At 45.2% G+C, this 19469-nt stretch carries 18 protein-coding genes and 2 pseudogenes; 15 read left to right on the top strand and 5 right to left on the bottom strand.

Features of this window, described 5'->3' with window-relative positions; translation table 11 throughout:
- Positions 1-21: 21 nt before the first annotated feature.
- Genes FFM82_RS04115 through FFM82_RS04125 form a run of 3 tightly spaced genes read right to left on the bottom strand, consistent with a single transcriptional unit; the run spans position 22 to position 1417 of the window.
- A complete protein-coding gene (locus FFM82_RS04115; RefSeq protein WP_137644605.1) occupies positions 22-456 on the bottom strand; it encodes a hypothetical protein in 435 nt (144 codons plus the stop codon).
- 43 nt (positions 457-499) lie between these two features.
- Positions 500-1039 (bottom strand): DUF4352 domain-containing protein, encoded by a 540-nt coding sequence (locus FFM82_RS04120; RefSeq protein WP_137644606.1) that lies wholly within the window; start codon positions 1037-1039, stop codon positions 500-502.
- A 9-nt stretch (positions 1040-1048) separates the two neighbouring features.
- Positions 1049-1417 carry a DUF4064 domain-containing protein gene (locus FFM82_RS04125; RefSeq protein ID WP_137644607.1) on the bottom strand — a complete coding sequence of 123 codons (369 nt, stop codon included), beginning with the start codon at positions 1415-1417 and terminating at the stop codon, positions 1049-1051.
- 61 nt (positions 1418-1478) lie between these two features.
- Here FFM82_RS04125 and FFM82_RS04130 point away from each other — a divergent pair, with 61 nt between their 5' ends.
- The 3 genes from FFM82_RS04130 to FFM82_RS04140 all read left to right on the top strand — a co-directional run bounded on the left by FFM82_RS04130 (position 1479) and on the right by FFM82_RS04140 (position 4918).
- Positions 1479-2516 (top strand): serine/threonine protein kinase, encoded by a 1038-nt coding sequence (locus tag FFM82_RS04130; RefSeq protein WP_137644608.1) that lies wholly within the window; start codon positions 1479-1481, stop codon positions 2514-2516.
- 289 nt (positions 2517-2805) lie between these two features.
- The gene (locus FFM82_RS04135) at positions 2806-3663 is read left to right on the top strand and encodes an HPP family protein (protein ID WP_137644664.1); all 858 of its coding nucleotides are present in this window, start codon (positions 2806-2808) and stop codon (positions 3661-3663) included.
- Between the two features lie 367 nt (positions 3664-4030).
- Positions 4031-4918 carry a hypothetical protein gene (locus FFM82_RS04140; RefSeq protein ID WP_137644609.1) on the top strand — a complete coding sequence of 296 codons (888 nt, stop codon included), beginning with the start codon at positions 4031-4033 and terminating at the stop codon, positions 4916-4918.
- A 70-nt stretch (positions 4919-4988) separates the two neighbouring features.
- On the opposite strand, the gene FFM82_RS04145 is transcribed toward FFM82_RS04140, so the two are convergent.
- Positions 4989-6185, bottom strand: a complete 1197-nt coding sequence (locus tag FFM82_RS04145) for a class I SAM-dependent methyltransferase (protein ID WP_137644610.1) — start codon at positions 6183-6185, stop codon at positions 4989-4991.
- Between the two features lie 144 nt (positions 6186-6329).
- Here FFM82_RS04145 and FFM82_RS04150 point away from each other — a divergent pair, with 144 nt between their 5' ends.
- The 7 genes and pseudogenes from FFM82_RS04150 (at position 6330) to FFM82_RS04185 (ending at position 13751) form a co-directional block, all read left to right on the top strand.
- Positions 6330-7346 (top strand): cell surface protein, encoded by a 1017-nt coding sequence (locus FFM82_RS04150; protein ID WP_137644611.1) that lies wholly within the window; start codon positions 6330-6332, stop codon positions 7344-7346.
- Between the two features lie 375 nt (positions 7347-7721).
- Entirely contained in the window at positions 7722-8876 is a 1155-nt protein-coding gene (locus tag FFM82_RS04155) for an ROK family protein (protein WP_137644612.1), read from the top strand.
- A gap of 159 nt (positions 8877-9035) precedes the next feature.
- On the top strand, positions 9036-10109 hold the full coding sequence (locus tag FFM82_RS04160) for an AI-2E family transporter (RefSeq protein WP_170178205.1): 1074 nt from the start codon (positions 9036-9038) through the stop codon (positions 10107-10109).
- A gap of 76 nt (positions 10110-10185) precedes the next feature.
- The gene (locus FFM82_RS04165) at positions 10186-10878 is read left to right on the top strand and encodes a 2,3-diphosphoglycerate-dependent phosphoglycerate mutase (protein ID WP_137644614.1); all 693 of its coding nucleotides are present in this window, start codon (positions 10186-10188) and stop codon (positions 10876-10878) included.
- 434 nt (positions 10879-11312) lie between these two features.
- The gene (locus tag FFM82_RS04170) at positions 11313-12050 is read left to right on the top strand and encodes a class I SAM-dependent methyltransferase (protein WP_137644615.1); all 738 of its coding nucleotides are present in this window, start codon (positions 11313-11315) and stop codon (positions 12048-12050) included.
- Positions 12051-12080: 30 nt separating this feature from the next.
- Positions 12081-12329, top strand: a complete 249-nt coding sequence (locus FFM82_RS04175) for a hypothetical protein (protein ID WP_137644616.1) — start codon at positions 12081-12083, stop codon at positions 12327-12329.
- 915 nt (positions 12330-13244) lie between these two features.
- Positions 13245-13751 (top strand): annotated as a pseudogene (locus tag FFM82_RS04185) (type 1 glutamine amidotransferase domain-containing protein).
- A 68-nt stretch (positions 13752-13819) separates the two neighbouring features.
- Here the strand turns inward: FFM82_RS04185 and FFM82_RS13950 are convergent.
- Positions 13820-14173, bottom strand: a pseudogene (locus FFM82_RS13950) (MerR family transcriptional regulator); the annotation flags it as partial.
- Positions 14174-14410: 237 nt separating this feature from the next.
- Between FFM82_RS13950 and FFM82_RS04200 the strand changes: the two are divergent.
- From FFM82_RS04200 to FFM82_RS04220, 5 genes are all read left to right on the top strand, one after another.
- On the top strand, positions 14411-15385 hold the full coding sequence (locus FFM82_RS04200) for an AAA family ATPase (protein ID WP_371852235.1): 975 nt from the start codon (positions 14411-14413) through the stop codon (positions 15383-15385).
- Positions 15386-15416: 31 nt separating this feature from the next.
- Complete coding sequence (locus FFM82_RS04205; protein ID WP_137644618.1) at positions 15417-15911, top strand: hypothetical protein; 495 nt, start codon at positions 15417-15419, stop codon at positions 15909-15911.
- Positions 15912-15939: 28 nt separating this feature from the next.
- Positions 15940-16386, top strand: coding sequence for a TcaA second domain-containing protein (locus FFM82_RS04210; protein ID WP_137644619.1), 447 nt, complete (start codon positions 15940-15942; stop codon positions 16384-16386).
- A gap of 15 nt (positions 16387-16401) precedes the next feature.
- A complete protein-coding gene (locus FFM82_RS04215) occupies positions 16402-17061 on the top strand; it encodes a zinc ribbon domain-containing protein (protein WP_137644620.1) in 660 nt (219 codons plus the stop codon).
- A 223-nt stretch (positions 17062-17284) separates the two neighbouring features.
- Positions 17285-19468, top strand: a complete 2184-nt coding sequence (locus FFM82_RS04220; RefSeq protein WP_137644621.1) for a glycoside hydrolase family 65 protein — start codon at positions 17285-17287, stop codon at positions 19466-19468.
- Position 19469: the final 1 nt, after the last annotated feature.

Consider the following 19469-nt stretch of genomic DNA (forward strand, 5'->3'; position numbering starts at 1 on the left):
CGTTAAGCCATCCCAGTTTTCCTAATTATCGGAAGTGATTGTCCCCAATCCGTACCGAAATAACAGTTCATCCGTACGGTTGATGTCAAATTTTTGGTTGAGTGCGAAGATCACTAGTGCGTCCCATTCATCCTTGGCGTACAGCTCGGCATAGCCGGTTCGGCGTAACATGGTATTCAACTCGGCAACGGTTAGACTGAAGCCAAAGCCGAGGGCAATCATGCGGGCGCGGCTTGGGCGGCGTTTGCCATCAAAATATTGATAGCCGGTGGTCGCGCCCAAGTTAGCTTGCCGGATGACTTCGCTTTTAGTGGTCTGTTTAATCTTTAGCAACTCTTCTAAGTATTCGGCCGGGACGGTATGAATAAAGTTATCTTGCATTTTAGTCATAAATTCCTTAGCCCCATGCGCTTTCTTGATTTCGTTAAACATTTCTTTGGTTGACCGTTCAGGCATAGTACCCCTCCTAATATCAATGTCGATATTAGTTTACCAGAAATCATTGTAATTTAAAGGTGACGTGTTTATCGTTGAACGAATCGGGGGAGTAAATTAACTCGACCTGACCGTCCTTTTTAGCCTGGCCGGTCATAACGCCGGTAACGTGTCCGCCGGCGGCTAGGTCGCCGCTATCTAGATCATCGTCGTTCTTGGTATTGACTTCGTCGAGGTCGGTTTTATTACCATCAGACTTGATTTGAAAATCGTACGAGTCGTAACTTTCTTCGTCCTCACCGACATTTTTCAACGTTACTTTGACGACGTAGTATTGATTACCACTTTTAGGGGTCGAAATGTCGTCGTCGATGTCGGAAGTGGGTGTCACGCTGTTAACGGTTAGTTTCATGTTATCAATGGTAGCGCTGTCGCCAACTTTATACAGACTCTTTTTCTGCTGCTTTGGCTTGGCGGATGAGGCTGAAGCTGGCTTGCGGGTGCTGCTGGCGCTGTCATCATCCGGGCTGAAGAGCGCGACGACTAAAAATAGGGCAACGATGCCTAGCAGCCAAACCCACCACTTTTTATACCAAGGTTTCATTATTAAGACCTACTTTCTGAGGGCTAAGCCGCCGGCGATGAGAATTAACAGGCCGCTTAGAATACCGAAGTAACTGACCAGAATAAAGTTTAATACCCCGCAAATAATAATGAACCAGCCCATCAAAACATGATTGCGGTTAATCAGAGCGGCAAAAACGATGGCTAACGCTGAGACGAGGATGCAAGCAATTCCTAAGCCATTAACTTCTCCGGCCCCGCTAGCCCCAAACGCGCTCCCAATACTGCCGATGGTCAGGGCAAGGAAGCCACCGATCATACCGAAAATGCCACCAATAATGCCTAGGACTAATTCGGCGGTGCGGGAACGAGGTTGAGTGGTGGTGGCAGTTGATTCTACTTCATTTGATTTTGACATTATAATTCCTCCAAGGTTATAGTTAAGGTTAATGTTATAAAACGGAAAGGATGTGCTGGTGATGTTACCGATTGTACAAGCGATGCAAACCTTGACCGCGGCGGATTACCAGCCGCTTGGGCCACTAGTTAACGGCCGCGAGTTTCCAATGTTGGTCAAGAAGGATCAGGTTGTTTCAGTCGCTAAGCTCACTACCATGGATACGTTACCGGTGCTCCAAACGCTATTTGAACACCCGGTGATTCGGATGCCGAAGCTGCAGCGGTTATTACCGATGGAAGATTACGTGGTCACCGTTGAAACGCTCATTAATGGTGAGACATTGGCCGACCGGCTGACGAAGCAAGGTCCGCTGGCCAGTCCGGTTGTTCAAACCATTGCGACGGATGTCCTAGAAACGTTAGCGGCACTGGCCGCTTTAAATATCGTGCACCGCGACATTAAGTTAAGTAATTTGATGTTGGTAAACGGGCACTGTTTCGTCATTGACGTGAACGCTGCCCGTGAGTTTCACACGGCGCAGTCAACGGATACGCGGTTGCTCGGAACGAGCGGCTTTGCGGCACCTGAAAATTACGGCTTTGCACAGACGGACCAGCGAAGCGATATTTACGCGTTAGGTATCGTACTGAACTGCTTACTAACTGGTAAGCTTCCGACTGACTCACAGACGATTCAGCGGACCCTGACCACCGTTGCACCTTGGCGACAGATCATTGCAAAGGCGACGGCGCTTGATCCCGAGCAGCGTTACCAGACAGCGGAAGCGATGCGCCAAGCCATCAACGGGCAGTCACCGCGACCGACCACCGGCCAGTTGTTCAAGACGTTCTGGCACCAACACCGGGTCATGATTATTCGGAGCGGCTGGTTGGTTTACACGCTCTGGTGGTGGCTGCTACTCCTGATTGGTTTGGATCAATCCGGGTGGTCGGCGAAGTGGCAGATGTGGTGGATTGATTTCATCCTGTTTGGATTACCAGTCTTAGCACATTACTTGAATTTAAGGTTGTACCGCCATTGGCCTAATGTCAGAAGGTACCGGGTCTGGCTGCGCGCTGGCGAGACCATCGTTATCTTGATGTTATTAGGTCTGTAAAGGTTAATCACGAGTACGTTATTTAGAATAACCAAGTTTATATAAATAATCTTATGCTGGGTGCATAATTTAAAAACCTCCGCTTAATTTAGGTTAGCTGGAGGTTTTATTGTTGTGTCAAAGTTAAGGTAAATATTTGAATATGGCCCGAATCCTATGTTACAATACCACTCATTGCTGATTTGATTACAATAATATATGGAAATGAATATAAGAAAGGAATATTATTTTGATTACGATAAAAAAACGCTATTTAAGGTATCTCTGTGGCTTGGGATTTATTTTAGCAATGGTTGGCGTTGCGACCCTTTTTCAAGATACGGAGCTGATTTTGCCTGAAATTGGCGCGTTAACGGCTGGAACCTGGCTGTATCGAAAGCCGACCTGGATTCAACAACCGTTTAAATTATTCTTAGTACCTTCCGGAACCGCAGTAATCGGGTTCTTCATTAATAAAATGGCCTGGTCCTACCCGTTAAAAGTCGCTGTTGGGGTGGCACTGATGCTTGGGTTGATGAAAGTTCTACGCTCTAATTTAGCCCCGGCATTTGCAACCGGGTTGTTACCAATTATCATTAATGCGACGCACTGGTCATTTATTGTCGCCATTTTCTTTTGGACATTGAGCTTGATGACGGGAGTTTTCCTGATCAATCATCGCAATGGTAAGCCGGTCATGAATAAACAAACGATTAAGCCGCTACAGATGCTCGGCTTTGGCGCGTTAGTGGCGACGTGGGTCGTAATGGTATGGTTATTAGGACAACCGCAGATGGCCGCCATTCCACCAGTAATCGTGGTCTTGTTTGAGGCAATCCAAAGTCCCACTTACTCGACGAAACTGGCTGGTAAGCAGTGGGTCGCGCTGGTTGGCGCGGCGTCGCTTGGCGTTGGCATTCACTGGCTGACGGCTTCATGGCTATTGACCACGGTGATCGCGTTGCCACTGGTTTGCGTGTTATTAGCGGTTTTAAAGTTACGCTTACCGGCCGCGTACGCCTTTCCACTACTAGCGTTAGTGTTACCAACTAACATGGAAACGACGCTGCCGATTGCGGCGGCCGGTTCGGCGACCCTATTCTTGGGTGGCTTATTACTCTACCGGACACTGGTAGATTGGCTGATTCCGGCAATGATTCACGAATAGTAATAGGAGTTTATAAAAATGGCATGACTAGAATAATAATTTTAGTCATGTCATTTTTTAATGGGGACGAGCGACTAGTTTTGATATAAATTTAATTATGCAAATTGCATAGGATTTTTCCACGCTTATTCATTATGATGGTTGTACATTGAAGTTGGGCGTTGCGATGGCTTTGGGGGCACAATTGTTAATAAACCCAACTGAAATGGTGATTGACGATGATCGGTGAGAAGTGGAGGAGAAAAAAATGTTGTGGGATCAAATTGTTGGAGTACTTTTTATGTTAGTGATTTTGGTATTTATATGTTCATTGCTGGGGTGGGGCTTTACTTGGCTTTTTAAAAAGAATGGTTACCGGTGGAAACGGGTGACACTAATAAGTTCGGTTCTGTCAGTAGTTCTATTGATTTTATTGGTGGTTGTTGCGCAGTTTACGGGTAACCAAGATAAACCAGCAACCCAGAAAATCTACCCGGTCCGGGTGACCCAGATTACGACTGACAAACATCAGGACTGGCGCTTTTCTGGGACGACTAAGGCACCGGATAACGCAACGGTGGTTGTGATTACGGGGAAAGACGGTGACCATAACATTCCGTTAGCGCAAACTAGTGCTGGTAAATTGCCTAAAGTCCGTAATGGTAAAGTTCAGGCAACGGTCCTAGGTGCGTCAGGGGTTCGCACGACTGAGAAATACCAAGCGGGCCAAACGGCGAAGTTGCGGGTCGTGGCCATTAGTCATTATGATAAAAAAATGGGGACAGCATTATCCGATAAAATGGTTGCCAAGGTGAATGCGAAGTCAAAAACGACGGTGTTCAAACTAACGGCGGCCCAGGCCCGTTACTTGAATGGTGATGAAGCCGAATCATCAACGGAATCTTCGACAAAGCGCACTCATGACGGTAGCTACAGTGCGACCGAGGGCGAAAACAATGCGCGGAAGTATTCGTATGGCGACTTTGTAAAGTCTGATGATTGGAACGGCAAATCGTACCATATTTCTAAAGCCGAAGTGCTACAAGCGGACGAATCGGCTGGGCAGACGACGCTATTAGTTTATACGGATGAGGATCCTTCGCACCTCTTTATGGTTAGCCATGAAGGTAAGACGACGGCCGTTGAAGATGATTACGTTGATATTCAGGGGGTCTTCGGTGACCGACAAACTTACGAAACTAAGCTCGGGGGGAGCAATACCGTGCCGTCACTAACGGCGAAAAAAATCACGGTGACCGGCCAAGCAACCGACTAACGGGTCAATGGTAGTAGCAAAAAAGCTTCGCTGATTTTTTTCAGCGAAGCTTTTTAGTATTCATATTCAATTAGACTTCTTCAGCCACCGGATGGTCCGCATACATGTATTCGCGGGTTAACGGTAAGTTCCGTGATGACGGGCCCTTAGAAACGAGGTACTGCATCACGTCAATGTTACCGGACTGGAAGGAAGCGGCGCAGGCTTGTAGGTATAAGTCCCACATGCGAGTAAAGCGTTCGCCCATCTTCGCTTCAACTTTACCGCGAACCGCGTTAAAGTTTTCGTCCCATAATTCAGTCGTCCGTTGGTAATGGCGGCGTAAGGTTTCAACGTCGTCAACTTGTAAACCGGAGTCGATGATGTGTTGGAGGTTTTCGGTCATGCCGGGAACGTAGCCACCTGGGAAGATGTACTTATCTAACCAGCCGTTAGTGGCGCCACCTTGTTGACGGGTAATCCCGTGAAGCAGGGCGATACCTTCTGGCTTGAGGTAGTGGTTAACGCGTTCGAAGTACATCGCCAAGTTATCCTTACCGACGTGTTCGAACATGCCGACACTGGTGATGTAGTCGTAAGTTTCGTCACCGAGTTCGCGGTAATCTTCCAAGCGAACTTCAGCGACGTCGCTTAAGCCTTCATCCTTGATCCGTTGGGAAACCAGGTCGTATTGTTCCTGAGAAAGCGTGATGCCGACGACTTTTAAACCGTATTCCTTAGCAGCGGTCAGCATAAGCGTTCCCCAGCCACAACCGATATCCAATAAGGTTTTACCTGGTTGCGGGTTGAGCTTTTGAATGATGTGGTGCACTTTGTTGATTTGGGCCGTTTCTAGACTGTCGTCTTCGTGTTTGAAGTAGGCACAAGAATAGGTCAAGGTTGGATCCAACCACATTTCATAGAAGTCATTACCAACGTCGTAGTGACTTTGGATGTCTTCCTGACTCTTCTTTTCAGTATGGGATTGCTTAGGCATGAATTTTTTTAGCTTGGAGTTGTAAAAGAAACTGTCGGCGGATTCGTAAGCTGATTCGATCAACTTTTGAATACTACCTTCGATTTCAATTTTGCCGTCCATGTAAGCTTCGCCCAGCGCAATCGACGCATTTCTGGTAATATCGTGCATTGGGATGGCTTCCTTGAAAGTAATCGTTACTTCTGGGGTGCCGTCGCCATACGTCTTACTGCTACCGTCCCAGTAGTTTACCTTAACCGGGATGTTGAAGGAGTGGCTTAACAGGGTCTTGTAAAAAGTCTTTTCTAACATTACAGTGAGGATCCTTTCTTGATAAAATACAAAAAACATTATACGCTTATGAAAACCGTTTTGTAAGCACAAAGCTTTTACGGTTAAATTCGTAAACATGGTATAATAAATCGATAAGTAAAACAAACTTTTGGGGGTGTTGTGATGAAAAAGTGGTTATGGGCAATTGTCGTGGTCGTCGTGGCCGTTGGCGTTGGTGGTTATTCGTACACTCGTTACCGGTTGCAGGAACAGTCGTACACGACCGAAATGAAAGCAGGTAAGCGCGCTTTACATGCTAAGGATTATTCGCAGGCCGTGACGAACTTTACGCACGCCACCCGGACCCGCGCCAGTGATCAGACGGCGCAACGGTATTTGACCCAGACGCAGACTTACGTGGACGCCGCTGAAGCGTTAAAAGCGCGTCAGTTTAGTGCGGCTAAACGTGATTTTAAGCAGGTTAAGCAAACCCGGCACGCATCCGCCGTCTTAACGGAACGCGCCCAGGACCAACTCAAAACGATCAAGCAGGTCTTAGCGAAGCGCAAGACCTACCGTTCGCAGTATCAGAGTGCCCTAGAGTTAAATAAGGCCAATGAGTTTACCGATTCTAACGGTGTCATCAAAGTGATGATGCAGGATAAGCGTTTCAAGCAAACCCATTATCAAGATATTTATAAGCAGGCGACCGCGTTACGCAAGCAAAATAACGCGTCGATCAAAGCGCTAACTGGCGCTGCGCCAATTGAGGATAGTACTGAAAGTGCGTTGTCGGCAAGTTCTTCAAGTTCAAGTCAGCGGCACCAGGCTGCACAATCGCAGTCAACGACCGCTGAAAGCGACACCGCCACGTCATCGAGTCAGCCGACTGGGTTATATACCGAAGCCCAAATCAATGCAACCCGTGCCGAGTTGAACGAAGCCGGTATGAAGGGTAGTAGTATGACTGACGACCAAATCATTGCAATCTTAAAGCGGGCGGGCGAGCAGCACGTTTCCATCGCGCAGGCCGCTAAAAATACCGATTATAGTGCGGCCCAGATCAACGCGACCCGCGCTGAACTTGACGAAGCCGGCTATAACAGCCATAATTACACCGATGCGCAGGTTGAGGCCATTTTGCAACAGGCCAGTGCCCAGCACATGTCGATCGCGCAAGCGGCCAAGTCCTTACAATAAATATAATTAGAATTATATCGGTATGGAAGCATACTTAACAATCACCGGTAAAACACCCGCTTTTAGGTGTGAATCGGTGATTTTTTTATAAAAACTGTTATAGAATGTAAGAGTAAGGACGGATGACTTTCGTTCTACATGTTTTTTAGATTCATGGGGGCGGTCATTTTGGACCAACGGCGACATTTTTTTAGCAGCAAGATGTCAAAATAGGTACAAAATTGACTATTTTGTGTAACAAGTTAGTTTGATGCTATAGAATATTAACAGATTAGGGGGTTAAGGTGACCACCGAATGGCTAGATTGATGGCAGGCCAGGTTAAGTAATCTGACAATAGTAATTCGGCGACTCGGTGTGGACACCTAGATTCAGGATGATTATTAATAAACACGTGATGCGCAGTACCAACGAGAAACAAGTGCTACAACAAGTTATTAATGAGGGGCCAATTAGTCGGAGTCAAATTTCACGGAATTTGAACTTAAACAAGGTTACCGTTTCAGACATTTATAATCAGTTATTACGGACCGATTTCATTAAGGAAATCGGCTGTGGCGTTAGCACTAAAAATGGTGGCCGTAAGCCGGTGATGGCGGAATTAAACGTCAACTATGGTTTCGTTGCCAGCATTGATTTATCCGAAGACGCCGTGAAGCTCATGTATTCGCGGTTGAACGGTAAGATCTTACACTTCCAGAGCTTTAAGACCAACGACATGACGTTGACCGATACCATCGACCTGATTGAAGACCAGTTACGAAACGTTGACGATTACGGCACGATTCATGGCTTGATGGGGGTTGCGATTGCCCTGGACGGAATCATTTACGAAAACAAGATTTTGAAAACCCCAATCAAGTGTTTAGCCAACTTCGATTTAGCTAAATACTTGCGGGATAAGTTACGGATTCCAGTGGTACTGGAAAAGAAAGCCAACTTAACGGCCGTATTCGAACGCGATTTCCACGACAACGAAATCTTCAATAACGTGGTTTCGGTGGTCGTGCGTGATCAAATCCACGCCGGTATCGTGGCCGATTCGCGGTTGTACTCCGGGCATGAAGGTGAAGCCGGCGAAGTCGGGACGGCCTTACTTGAAGACCGTCACTTGGACAACCACATGGAATCGGTGAACGATTACGCGTCGGAAAAGGCGCTCTGGGCACGGTTGAAGGCCATTAAGCACGTTGACCGCTTAGATTTAACGGCGGTTAAGCACGACTACATCAACCATGATCCGGAAGTGACCAAAGTCTTTAACGACTTCGTTTACTACCTTTCCAAGGTGGTTTCCAACGTCAGCACCGCTTTTGCACCGGACGTAGTTGTGTTGAACACGACCGTACTGGAAATCTTGCCACAATTGTTGACGGATATCCGCAACATGACGGCTAAGATGTCCTCACCGACCCGGCAAGTTCCAATCATTGCGACGAAGAACGTCCAATCAGCAGCTTTACTGGGCGGGGCGTCCGTGATTATTCACCAAGCGTTAGGATTAGAAAGTTTAAAGATGCATTTCCAATAAAATAAGTTGAACCAACGTGTTTAAATAAACGAACGTGTGAAGTTTACCGTAAATGACGGAAACTTTACACGTTTTTTGCGTAATTATAAGTTACTTTTCGTTTTTATTAGCCTGGTTTTCCGTTAAAATGGGGACAAGGATAGTAGAGGGGTGGAACTTTTGGAATTTTGGTCGCAGTTCGTCCACAACGTCCGCTTGCGGCGGGCGGTTGTGCTGGCGCTGGTGGTGTTGGTCTTGTATTTATCGGCGGGAATGATGAGCATTATTTTGCTCACCTTTGTCTTTACCTTTTTGGTGACCCGCTTAGTACGGACGGTGCGCAAGTGGGTCAAGTTACCACCGACGCTGATCGTCATCGTCATTTATATTTTGGTTATTTTAGGGATGTACTACGCGGTTTCGCTGTATTTGCCGAAGTTAATTAACCAGACGTTTTCCACGTTTGAGTCGGTGTATAAGTTCTATCAAAACCCGTCGCACGATACCAATCAGCTGCTGACTTGGGTCACGTCATACATGGCCGAATCGGATATTTTAAAGCAGCTTAAGGGCGGCATTTCGGTCGTTTTCCAGTACATTACCAACATTGGGAACATGGGGCTGACGTTCTTCCTATCGTTTATTTTAAGCTTCTTTTTTACGGTCGAAATGCACCAGATGGGCGACTTTTCCAAGCGTTTCTTAACAAGTACCTTTGGCTGGTTCTTCCAGGACGTGGCCTACTTCGCGCGTAAGTTTGTCAACAGTTTCGGGGTCGTCTTGGAAGCCCAGTTCCTGATTGCCATCGTTAACACGGCGATTACGGTGGCCTTTATGGCGATCCTGCAAATGCCACAGCTGATCAGTTTAGGCTTAATGATTTTCTTGCTCAGTCTAATTCCCGTCGCGGGGGTGATCATCTCGGTAGTGCCGCTGAGCTTGATTGCCTACTCGGTCGGTGGCTTCCGTTACGTTGTCTACATGATTGTGATGATTGTCGTGGTGCACGCCCTTGAAGCCTACGTGCTCAACCCGAAGTTCATGTCGAGTCGAACGGAATTACCAATCTTTTACACGTTCGTGGTGCTGTTAATCAGTGAACGGCTCTTCGGCGTCTGGGGATTGATTGTCGGTGTCCCAATCTTTAACTTCATTTTAGACATCATTGGTGTGAAACCGGTTCACGGACTACACCCGAAAATTAATTTGAAAAAAACCATCACTTTTCACCCCGACTCTGAAAATAAGGACTGATATTGTTTTGATTTTTCGCGGTTTCAGTGTAGAATAAGGGGAGTAAATAACTATAAGAAAGAGGTCATTAACTGCTATGGCAAAATTAGTATTGATTCGTCACGGTCAAAGTGAATGGAACTTATCTAACCAATTTACTGGTTGGGTAGACGTTGATCTAAGTGAAAAGGGTGTTGAAGAAGCTAAGGCGGCTGGTCAAAAAGTTAAAGAAGCCGGCTTACAATTCGACTACGCCTTCACTTCAGTTTTGACTCGTGCCATCAAGACTTTGCACTACGTCCTTGAAGAATCCGACCAACTTTGGATTCCAGAAACGAAATCATGGCGCTTAAACGAACGTCATTACGGTGCATTACAAGGTTTGAACAAGAAGGAAACCGCTGAAAAATACGGTGACGACCAAGTTCATATCTGGCGTCGTTCATACGACGTATTGCCTCCATTATTGAGTGCGGATGATGAAGGTTCAGCTGTTAACGATCGTCGTTACGCTGACTTAGACCCGAACATCGTGCCTGGTGGCGAAAACTTAAAGGTTACTTTGGAACGGGTTATGCCTTTCTGGGAAGACCAAATTGCGCCTAAGTTATTAGACGGCAAGAACGTCATTATTGCCGCCCACGGTAACTCACTCCGCGCCCTTTCAAAGTACATTGAACAAATCAGTGATGATGACATCATGAACCTTGAAATGGCTACTGGTGAACCAGTGGTTTACGACTTCGACGAAAAGTTGAACGTTTTAGGTAAAGAAAAGTTAGGCAAATAATTAAATAGTTATTTACTGATTTTTAGGGCACTCCGCTGCTTGCAGGGGAGTGCTTTTTTGGGCGCCAAGTGCCGATAACGTCTGATGAGGTTGGCATTTGGTGATAAATGGACGCTAAACGGACGCTGGTTATAATCATGAAAACTAAGCTTTGGATTTCAGAAAGTAACCGGCCTTATACATTTAGATAAAATCAATTATAAGCAGACTTGGTGAAGAATTACTTGAAGGCTTTGGAATGCTTTATCGAGCAGTTGATAATAAGTTAAATTAATGAATTAAGGGCAGTGGACGCTAAATGGACACTACCGATTAAAACAGTGATTAAGAAGTAGGAGCTAAGCGGGTAAGTTCAAAGCATGCCCCCTTAGCCCCCATTTCCCACGATTGAGCGGGGAAACGAAAATCGGGGATTTAAAAGGGGACAAAGCTGGATGAATATCAAAAGGTACGGGGTCGATGCGCCGTATGCGTTGCTGATCTATGCCGTGTTTGGCGTAGGGTTACTCTGGCACGCGTACGTGAATCGGTGGAATTACCCGATTGGCATTGAGCTGACTATCGGGATTATCTTGTTGCTGGGTGCGTTGATCTTTTTACACACGACGGCCCAGGGGAAGTATCGCTTGTTTGACGATGCAATCAGGCACATAAACTTACGTCCGGACAGTCAAGTCTTAGACTTAGGCTGTGGTCGGGGCGCTTTATTAACGCGCATCGCCCGGCAATTAGGACCGGCTGGTAAAGTAACCGGTCTGGATCTGTGGTTGTCACGCGATCAATCACATAACAAAATGGCCGTGACGCAAAAAAACGTGGATGATTTGGGATTAACGAATCGGGTTAATTTAGTGATGGGGAACATGACCAAGTTAGATTTTCCCGATGCAAGCTTTGACGTGGTGACGTCTAGCTTTGCCATCCATAATATTAAAAATGAACAGGCCCGGATCAATGCGGTCAAGGAAGCCATTCGAGTGCTAAAACCTGGTGGACACCTTATGATCATCGATACTGGTCGTAATATTAACGAGTACGGGCAGGTCTTTCAAGACTCAGGGTTACAAATTACCCAGTCAATGGGCTTAGGTTTTAACGGTTGGTGGGCTACGCCACTAACCGATAGTTACGTGGTGGCAGGCAATAAACCAACGACTAAAACGGCAAAATAAGATTAAGAAGAGAATTGGGGATACAATTAAATGAGCGAAAAAGTTTCAGCTAATGAAGTAACACAACGTGAAATGATTCGGATTATTGGGTTATTCCGGAAGCAGGGATTCAAGGGCAACTACTTGAGTTTCCAACACGTGGCCGATGAAGGAGCCGCGTACTTTGTGGTCATGGGTGATGAAAACAACGGTAATCAGGGGTTGTTTAAAGCTAACTTGTTGACTGGCGAAGTAGCGTTCCAATACATGCTGGACGAAGATCACGTAGTTACTAAATAAATATATGCTGATTAGTATAAAAGAGTGATTCCAAATTTTAAGGAATCACTCTTTTTTAATTGGCTATTTAACAGTGCTTAGTTAGCGAACGGATTTCCGTAAATTTGGCAGTATTGATAAAAGCCAAGGCGGTATAAATCAGTTGATTGATCAATTTGCTGGTTAGTTGATAACTTGATTAATTTCAAGATTGAATTCGTAAATTCCAAGGCGGCGGTGCCATTGGCCGTTACTAAATTTTTATCGGTGATTACTTGTTCCTCATGAAAGTCATCAGGATTTTGATACTGTGGCTAACTTTGCTATAAATATTGAGCATTGCCGGTATGTTGATAACCTGTTAATAACCCGTTAGCACGATAAAAAGTGCAGTTTTCATAATATTTCCTCCGTGTTTTCAAAAAATGAATACAGCTTCATCATAGCTTATGTCAGCATGCTTTCAGTCAGAAAGCACTTAAAGTTAATGATTGTCGTGGGAATGTTATCAGCGGTGACTCTGGTTACTTTCTAAGAGGAACTTTTTACGATAGCAAACGAAGCTACGCAACACGAGATGATTTGAATTATCGGCTTATTCTGGAAACAAGTATTCAAATATAATCAGCTTAGCTTCCAGTGCGTGGTTGATGAAGGTACGACGTATTTCATAGTGATGGGCGATGAAAATAATGGTAACTAAGGGTTCTTCAAGGCGAATTTGCTAACTAGTGAAGTTGCGTTTCAGTACATGTTGGATGAAGAACACGTCGTAAGTAAATAAAGGTAGGACGACAATCGTAAGAGTGATTCCGGATTTTTAGGAATCACTCTTTTTGTAAAAGGATTTTTGAATCCTCTTGCCTTAGACCGAGTCTAAGCTCGTAAACTTGATATTGTTGAGTAATTACTGGGTATTAGAAGGAGAGAATCTTTATGAGTAAAGTTGTCGCAATTATGACTAATGAAGTTGAAGATATTGAATACACCTCACCGCGAGACGCCTTGATTGGAGCAGGGTATACTGTTGATCTAGTTGAAAATGAAGCTAATAAAGCGTTGACTGGTAAACATGGAACTAAATTTATGACAGACAGAGGGATTAACGAAATAGTTCTCAATGATTACGATGCATTGTTAATTCCAAGTGGCTTTTCACCGGATCAATTACGTGCTGACAACCGTTACGTTGAATTAGTAAAAGATTTTATGTTGGCGGATAAACCAATTTTTGCAATTTGCCATGGCCCTCAAATGTTTATTCAAATTGGATTAACTAAAGGACGGACACTTACTGGATATGTGACGGTTGTTCCTGATCTTTACTATGCGGGGGCAATTATTAAGGATGAATCAGTAGTGGTTGATTAGCATTTAGTCACAAGCCGTACACCGGACGACTTAGATGATTTTAATAAGGAAATTTTGAGTCAACTAGCTTAATTTCGCTAATAGAAAGTAGGTAATACTCGACACTAAAAGAACTGATTCTAAATGAAGGAATCAGTTCTTTAAATTGTGTGATGTTTAGTATCACCAAAGTTATAGATCTTAGGAGTTTCATATGTTGAAGGTGCACAGGCGGTTACATCGGTGAGTGGTTCGCCAGACAGGGTGGCCTTTTTCTTAATATCTAAGCAAGCTTTTGTAAATTCAAGGTCAGCAATTTCTGTTACCAAACGTTGCTTTGCTCCATCAAGAATTGTAATAAAATCAGCTAGGGATAAATTTGCTTCAATAATTTTTTTGATGTCTTTGATGGAGAGACCAGCCCGTCGGTAACATTGAATCCAACGTAGTCTGTTGATGGTAAGTTCGTCGAAAATACGTACACCGTGTGAATCACGATTAATTTTAATTAAGCCTTTTTTTCGTAAAAACGAATGGTGTAAGCACTGATACCAGCAGTTGTAACAACGTCTTTAATTTGCATGTAAACCTCCGTATAGATTTAGTGGAAAAAGTTGATAACTATTCAGCTTTTTCCAGCAGTAGATGTAAACAGTATATCAGATTAATATAAACGTATGTGTGACAAGGTGATTTAAGTAGTTGGTCGCAATAATGGCAAAATCAACCTATACGTGGAAAAAGGTTCGGTTGTGAATGTTAATACGATTAATTTTGGAATGCTATCAGTACCGAATATTAAGTTGGATCATAGCGTAAGTTTGCAGGTGGAACACTTGAACTATGCCCAGTATGATCGGAAACAAGATCAATTCATGGCTGATGAACAGGGGAACCTATTGTTGTCGGATCACCAGGGGCAAATTAAGTATTTTGGTGAGTTACCCGCACTGGATCAGTTGAATCAGATGATTGGAATTCAAAACGTAAAGGACGAAGTAAACGAATTCATTGCTATTGCGGAAATGAACAAAAAACGTCGTGACCAGGGACTGGATAGTTCGGCCATGACCCTGCACTCTTTATTCTTAGGCAATCCGGGGACTGGGAAAACCACGGTGGCCCGAATCTTAGGAAAGATTCTTTACGAAAAGGGAATTATTGCCAAGCAAACGTTTGTCGAAGTTTCACGAGCAGAACTGGTTGGCGAGTACATTGGTAAAACGGCAATTAAAACACGGAAAGTTTTAGAATCAGCGCTTGGCGGGGTACTTTTCATCGATGAAGCGTACACTTTAGCAACTGGTGGTACTCAAGACTTTGGTAGTGAAGCTATTAATGAAATTTTGAAGTTCATGGAGGATCACCGCAGCGATATTGTGATTATTTTTGCCGGTTATACCGATGACATGGAGAAGTTCTTAAAGATGAACGAGGGCTTACGTAGTCGAATTCCAAACAGTTTCATGTTTGAAGACTACACACCAAAAGAGCTGGTTGCCATTGGTTTAGCGGACTTAAAAGCTAAAAAATATCGAGTGGATGCAACGACATACACTGCGTTAGTTGAGCACAACTTTGCGCAGGATAACGATCACAGTAATGGCCGTTGGATTCGAAACTTAAATGAACAAGTGATTCGTAAGATTGCGGTTCGGTTAGCTAAGAATCCGCAAGCAGATTTATCACAGATAACTGAGCAGGACTTAATCGCCGCTCAGTTATAACTGGTGACGATTCGGGAGGAGTAAAGTAACAATGTCAGAAAAGAAACACTATGTTCAACCACCTAAAAATGACAATTTTAAGCAGACAGTCAGTAGTGTTAAACATAACTACGATTATTTAATGCCGGCTTACCGGAAGCGAATGTATTTTCAAATTGCAATTATGGCTGTTTTAGATTGGATTATGTATGGCTTCATCCTAGGTGCATTTTTTCTGGAACCTTTATCAACACCGGGCCCTATGCAAACGGTGCTGACGATGGTATTTATGGCACTTCACATCTTTTTAACGGTAGTCGGAGCGTATTTTTACCCGTTCTCACGGTATTGGTACTTACAAAGTTTTATTGGCCGGTTGTTAAATAACATGTATTATTTCGGTGGCTTTTGGTCGGTTATCGGTAAAGTGATCGCCACGATGGTGGGTGGGGTTCTGATTGCGGGTCTCCTGGCCCCAATTGCGGGTCCACTAGTTTTACGAAAGTGTAAGCGGGAAAATGTAGTGATTGGCCAGCAAGGTGATTAAAATTATTAAAAAAGGAAGGGAATAACTGATGATAATTTGTCCAAATTGCCACCATGAAAATGCGGCGGGCAGTACTTTTTGCGGGGAGTGTGGTCAGCGGTTACCGGAAACGAGTGCTCAGTCGGGTGCGGCTAGTCAGGTAACTGAAAAAACAACCACGCAAAGTTCTGATCAACCGCAATCAAGCCCATCGCGACAGTCGCGGGAAGCTATCCCGGCGAAGAAACGGCCGTCGGGGCTCAAGTGGGTCGTTTTGGTCGTGGTACTTGTCATCGTCTTAGGGGGCGGCGCGCTGGTTTACCGGGGGATGTTTAGTAAGCAGCAACAGGTTGCCAAGATTACGCAGGCACTAGTTGACGGCGATAAGGCGACCCTGGCGAAGAGCCTGGTTAGCGACGACCCGAATTTGAAAATCAACGAAACGACGGTGGCACCGTTGGCAACCTACGTTAAGGAACATTCTTCTTACGCGTAGGATGCCCAAACGGATTTGCCACATAACGGTTACACTAGCGACCACACGCTTAAAGTGGTGACGGCGGGACACCAGTTGTTAGTTGTGCCGGTTTATAAGTTACAAGTAACGACGATGCACCCGAAAATTGAGACCAATTTAAAGGATGCCGACATTGAGGCTAACGGGGCCAAGTTGTCGACGACCAAGTACAGTCACGAAAACTACACGGCCGGACCATTGATGCCCGGGACGTACCATTTTAAACTGGTCGGCGGTGCCGATTCGGCCAGTAAAGATGCAATGCTGAAGGGCAAGTCGAACGTTAACCAGAAGATTAAGCTGCTGGTGGCGACTAAGACCAGCGCCAAGGATGACGCTAGTTCTAAGGACGAGGATACCCAAACAGCGACGGCCGGTCCGAAAGCCCCAAGCGTGGTCAAGAAACATACCGGTAACTCGTACGACCACTTAACGAGTCCGGCCCAAACGGCGGTGGACCGCATTAGTGACGCCGACGGGGTGGATACTGACGATTACACTTACACGGAAAGTGAACCGCACACCGACGTTTATGAAATTAAACTGTACGACCGCGACACCAATAAGCTAACCGATACTTACCGTTACGATAACGTTAACGATATTTGGGCGAAGCACGACCAGAGTAGTGGCAAGTTCGTGGAAGTGAACTAGGAATTTAAAAGTTACCGACTATTAAATAGTTAAATTAGCTGACTATCCAACGGGATGGTCGGCTTTTTTTATGTTGTGGGTTCGGAACGCGGATTGCGGCGGTAAAGGCGATTCTCAATGAAAAATGGGGCTTAATCCTAAGAATAAAAATAATTAGTTTTAACTGAAAACGTTTTTGCGGAGTGCTATACTACAACTGATTTGAAAAGGAGGTCATGGTGAAATGCAATCTACAAAATTAACGTTAGATGATGTTGCAAACAAGGATCGACAATATTTGGAGACGATTTTTGCACTGGGTGACGGTCATTTTGGCGTTCGGGATGCCGTTCCATTTACGGGGAATCAGGCTGGGACGTTACCCGTGATGCTGGTAAATGGTTTGTACGTTACGAATCCCATTGTGTACGGTGAGAATGCTTACGGATATGCTAAATTACACCAAACCATCGTTTCTTTACCTAATCCGCGAAATTTTGATTTGATTTCCGACACGGCAGATTCTACGGTCCCCGGTGATTGGCGGGTGGATTTAAAGCGTACGGCGCTGGATTTTTCTGATGGCAGCTTAAACGAACGCTTTGGGTTAGAAACTAAAGCGGGAGAAAAATTTTTACTAACCGTTAATTCCTGGGTTGTTCAGGATGGCACGCACCAGTTCACCGTTACGTATACGTTAAAGTCGATTAATTACACGGGAACCATTCAGTTTAAACGGTCATTATTTGTTAATGGTGGTGAACGTTCAGCGCTGATCAACGATGATGATCCACGGGTAGCGGCACGAAACGCGCGCCTGGCCATCCATATTCAGAACACGAAGGATGAACGCAGTTTTCAATGGACAAGCAAGACGGAGTCGACGTCACAGACGTTGATTCAGGAAGATCAGGTGAACGCGGGCCCGCAGAATTATTCGTTAATTAGAAATGAAAGCGGATTCGAAGGTGCTGGAAAAATTGCAGCGGGTGAAGAGGTGACCTGGCAGTTTACTCGGCGACTGAGTGAAATTAATGGTGAATTGAAACCCCAGCAAAAACGGGACGATCAGGCGGTTAACCGACAAATCCTAGGTGATTTTTGGAACCAGTCGCGGGTTGAACTCAGTGATGAACAACTGCAAAAGGGGATTCAGTACAATCTATTTCAGTTATTTCAATCGGCAGGCCGTGATGGCCGAAGCAATATTGCGGCTAAGGGGATTACGGGGCCGGGTTATGAAGGCCACTATTTCTGGGATACGGAAATGTATATTTTACCGTTCTTTATTTACACTAACCCGGAGATTGCCAAGCGGTTGTTAAGCTATCGCTATAGTATTTTACAGCAGGCCCGTAACCGGGCCCGAGACCTCGGTGTGGATAGCGGCGCCTTATTTGCTTGGCGGACAATTAATGGTGAAGAGGCCAGCGCGTATTTCCCAGCCGGTACGGCTCAGTATCACATTAATGCGGATATTGCCCATGCAATTAAACTTTATTATGAAGTGACTGACGACGGTGATTTCTTACGTCAAAAAGGAGCTGAGATTGTCTTAGAAACCGCGCGATTCTGGCTAGCTTATGGTAGTTGGCGGGAACGGAAAGGGCAGCAGGAATTTTGCCTTTATAAGGTAACCGGACCCGATGAATATACGGCGTTGATTGATAATAATTATTACACTAACCGCATGGCGAAGGAGAACTTAGCGTTTGCCGTTTGGTTAATTAAACACGGTTACATGGTGGCGGACCCCGGCGAGCAGGAACAGTTCAGTGCCGCGAGCGAACGCATGTATTTACCGTATGATGAGGAGCAACGGGTCACTAAGCAAGACGATGAGTCACCTGAAATGCCGGTTTGGCCGTTTGCTAAAACACCAAAAACGAATTATCCGTTGTTATTACACTACCATCCACTCATGATCTACCGGCACCGAGTTAATAAGCAGGCGGACACGTTATTAGCAGAGATGATTTTTCCTGAGGATCAGTCGAATCAACAATTGAGGCGGGATTATGATTATTACGAACCAATTACGACGCACGATTCGTCATTGTCGCGGTCTATTTTTAGTATCTTAGCTAGTCGGTTACGCCGACCCCAAAAGGCTTTTAAGTACTACATGGATACGTCATTGATGGATCTGGTTGACCTGCAAGGAAATGCGAGTGATGGACTGCATGAAGCTAATTTAGGCGGTAGTTGGCTAGGTTTGACGTATGGTTTTGCGGGCATGTACGTCAAGCACGGCCGGCTTCACATTACAAACTACCTGCCGGATGAACTGGATCATTTGGCGTTTAGAATTCGTTTTCGCGGAAGTACTTTAGAAATTAAATTACAACGGACCCAAACAAACGTGTTACGCGTAGCCGGACCAACGTTAGAAGTAGTTGTTGACGGTAAAGCAAGAAAAATTAAATAGG

Origin of the sequence: Lactiplantibacillus plajomi (genome assembly GCF_005405405.1) — a bacterium.
GTDB lineage: Bacteria > Bacillota > Bacilli > Lactobacillales > Lactobacillaceae > Lactiplantibacillus > Lactiplantibacillus plajomi.

Excerpts from the sequence above, each read along its gene's own strand:
- FFM82_RS04115 (WP_137644605.1), bottom strand. The coding sequence starts at position 456 with ATGCCTGAACGGTCAACCAAAGAAATGTTTAACGAAATCAAGAAAGCG.
- FFM82_RS04120 (WP_137644606.1), bottom strand. The coding sequence starts at position 1,039 with ATGAAACCTTGGTATAAAAAGTGGTGGGTTTGGCTGCTAGGCATCGTT.
- FFM82_RS04125 (WP_137644607.1), bottom strand. The coding sequence starts at position 1,417 with ATGTCAAAATCAAATGAAGTAGAATCAACTGCCACCACCACTCAACCT.
- FFM82_RS04130 (WP_137644608.1), top strand. The coding sequence starts at position 1,479 with ATGTTACCGATTGTACAAGCGATGCAAACCTTGACCGCGGCGGATTAC.
- FFM82_RS04135 (WP_137644664.1), top strand. The coding sequence starts at position 2,806 with ATGGTTGGCGTTGCGACCCTTTTTCAAGATACGGAGCTGATTTTGCCT.
- FFM82_RS04145 (WP_137644610.1), bottom strand. The coding sequence starts at position 6,185 with ATGTTAGAAAAGACTTTTTACAAGACCCTGTTAAGCCACTCCTTCAAC.
- FFM82_RS04150 (WP_137644611.1), top strand. The coding sequence starts at position 6,330 with ATGAAAAAGTGGTTATGGGCAATTGTCGTGGTCGTCGTGGCCGTTGGC.
- FFM82_RS04155 (WP_137644612.1), top strand. The coding sequence starts at position 7,722 with ATGATTATTAATAAACACGTGATGCGCAGTACCAACGAGAAACAAGTG.
- FFM82_RS04165 (WP_137644614.1), top strand. The coding sequence starts at position 10,186 with ATGGCAAAATTAGTATTGATTCGTCACGGTCAAAGTGAATGGAACTTA.
- FFM82_RS04170 (WP_137644615.1), top strand. The coding sequence starts at position 11,313 with ATGAATATCAAAAGGTACGGGGTCGATGCGCCGTATGCGTTGCTGATC.
- FFM82_RS04175 (WP_137644616.1), top strand. The coding sequence starts at position 12,081 with ATGAGCGAAAAAGTTTCAGCTAATGAAGTAACACAACGTGAAATGATT.
- FFM82_RS04205 (WP_137644618.1), top strand. The coding sequence starts at position 15,417 with ATGTCAGAAAAGAAACACTATGTTCAACCACCTAAAAATGACAATTTT.
- FFM82_RS04210 (WP_137644619.1), top strand. The coding sequence starts at position 15,940 with ATGATAATTTGTCCAAATTGCCACCATGAAAATGCGGCGGGCAGTACT.
- FFM82_RS04220 (WP_137644621.1), top strand. The coding sequence starts at position 17,285 with ATGCAATCTACAAAATTAACGTTAGATGATGTTGCAAACAAGGATCGA.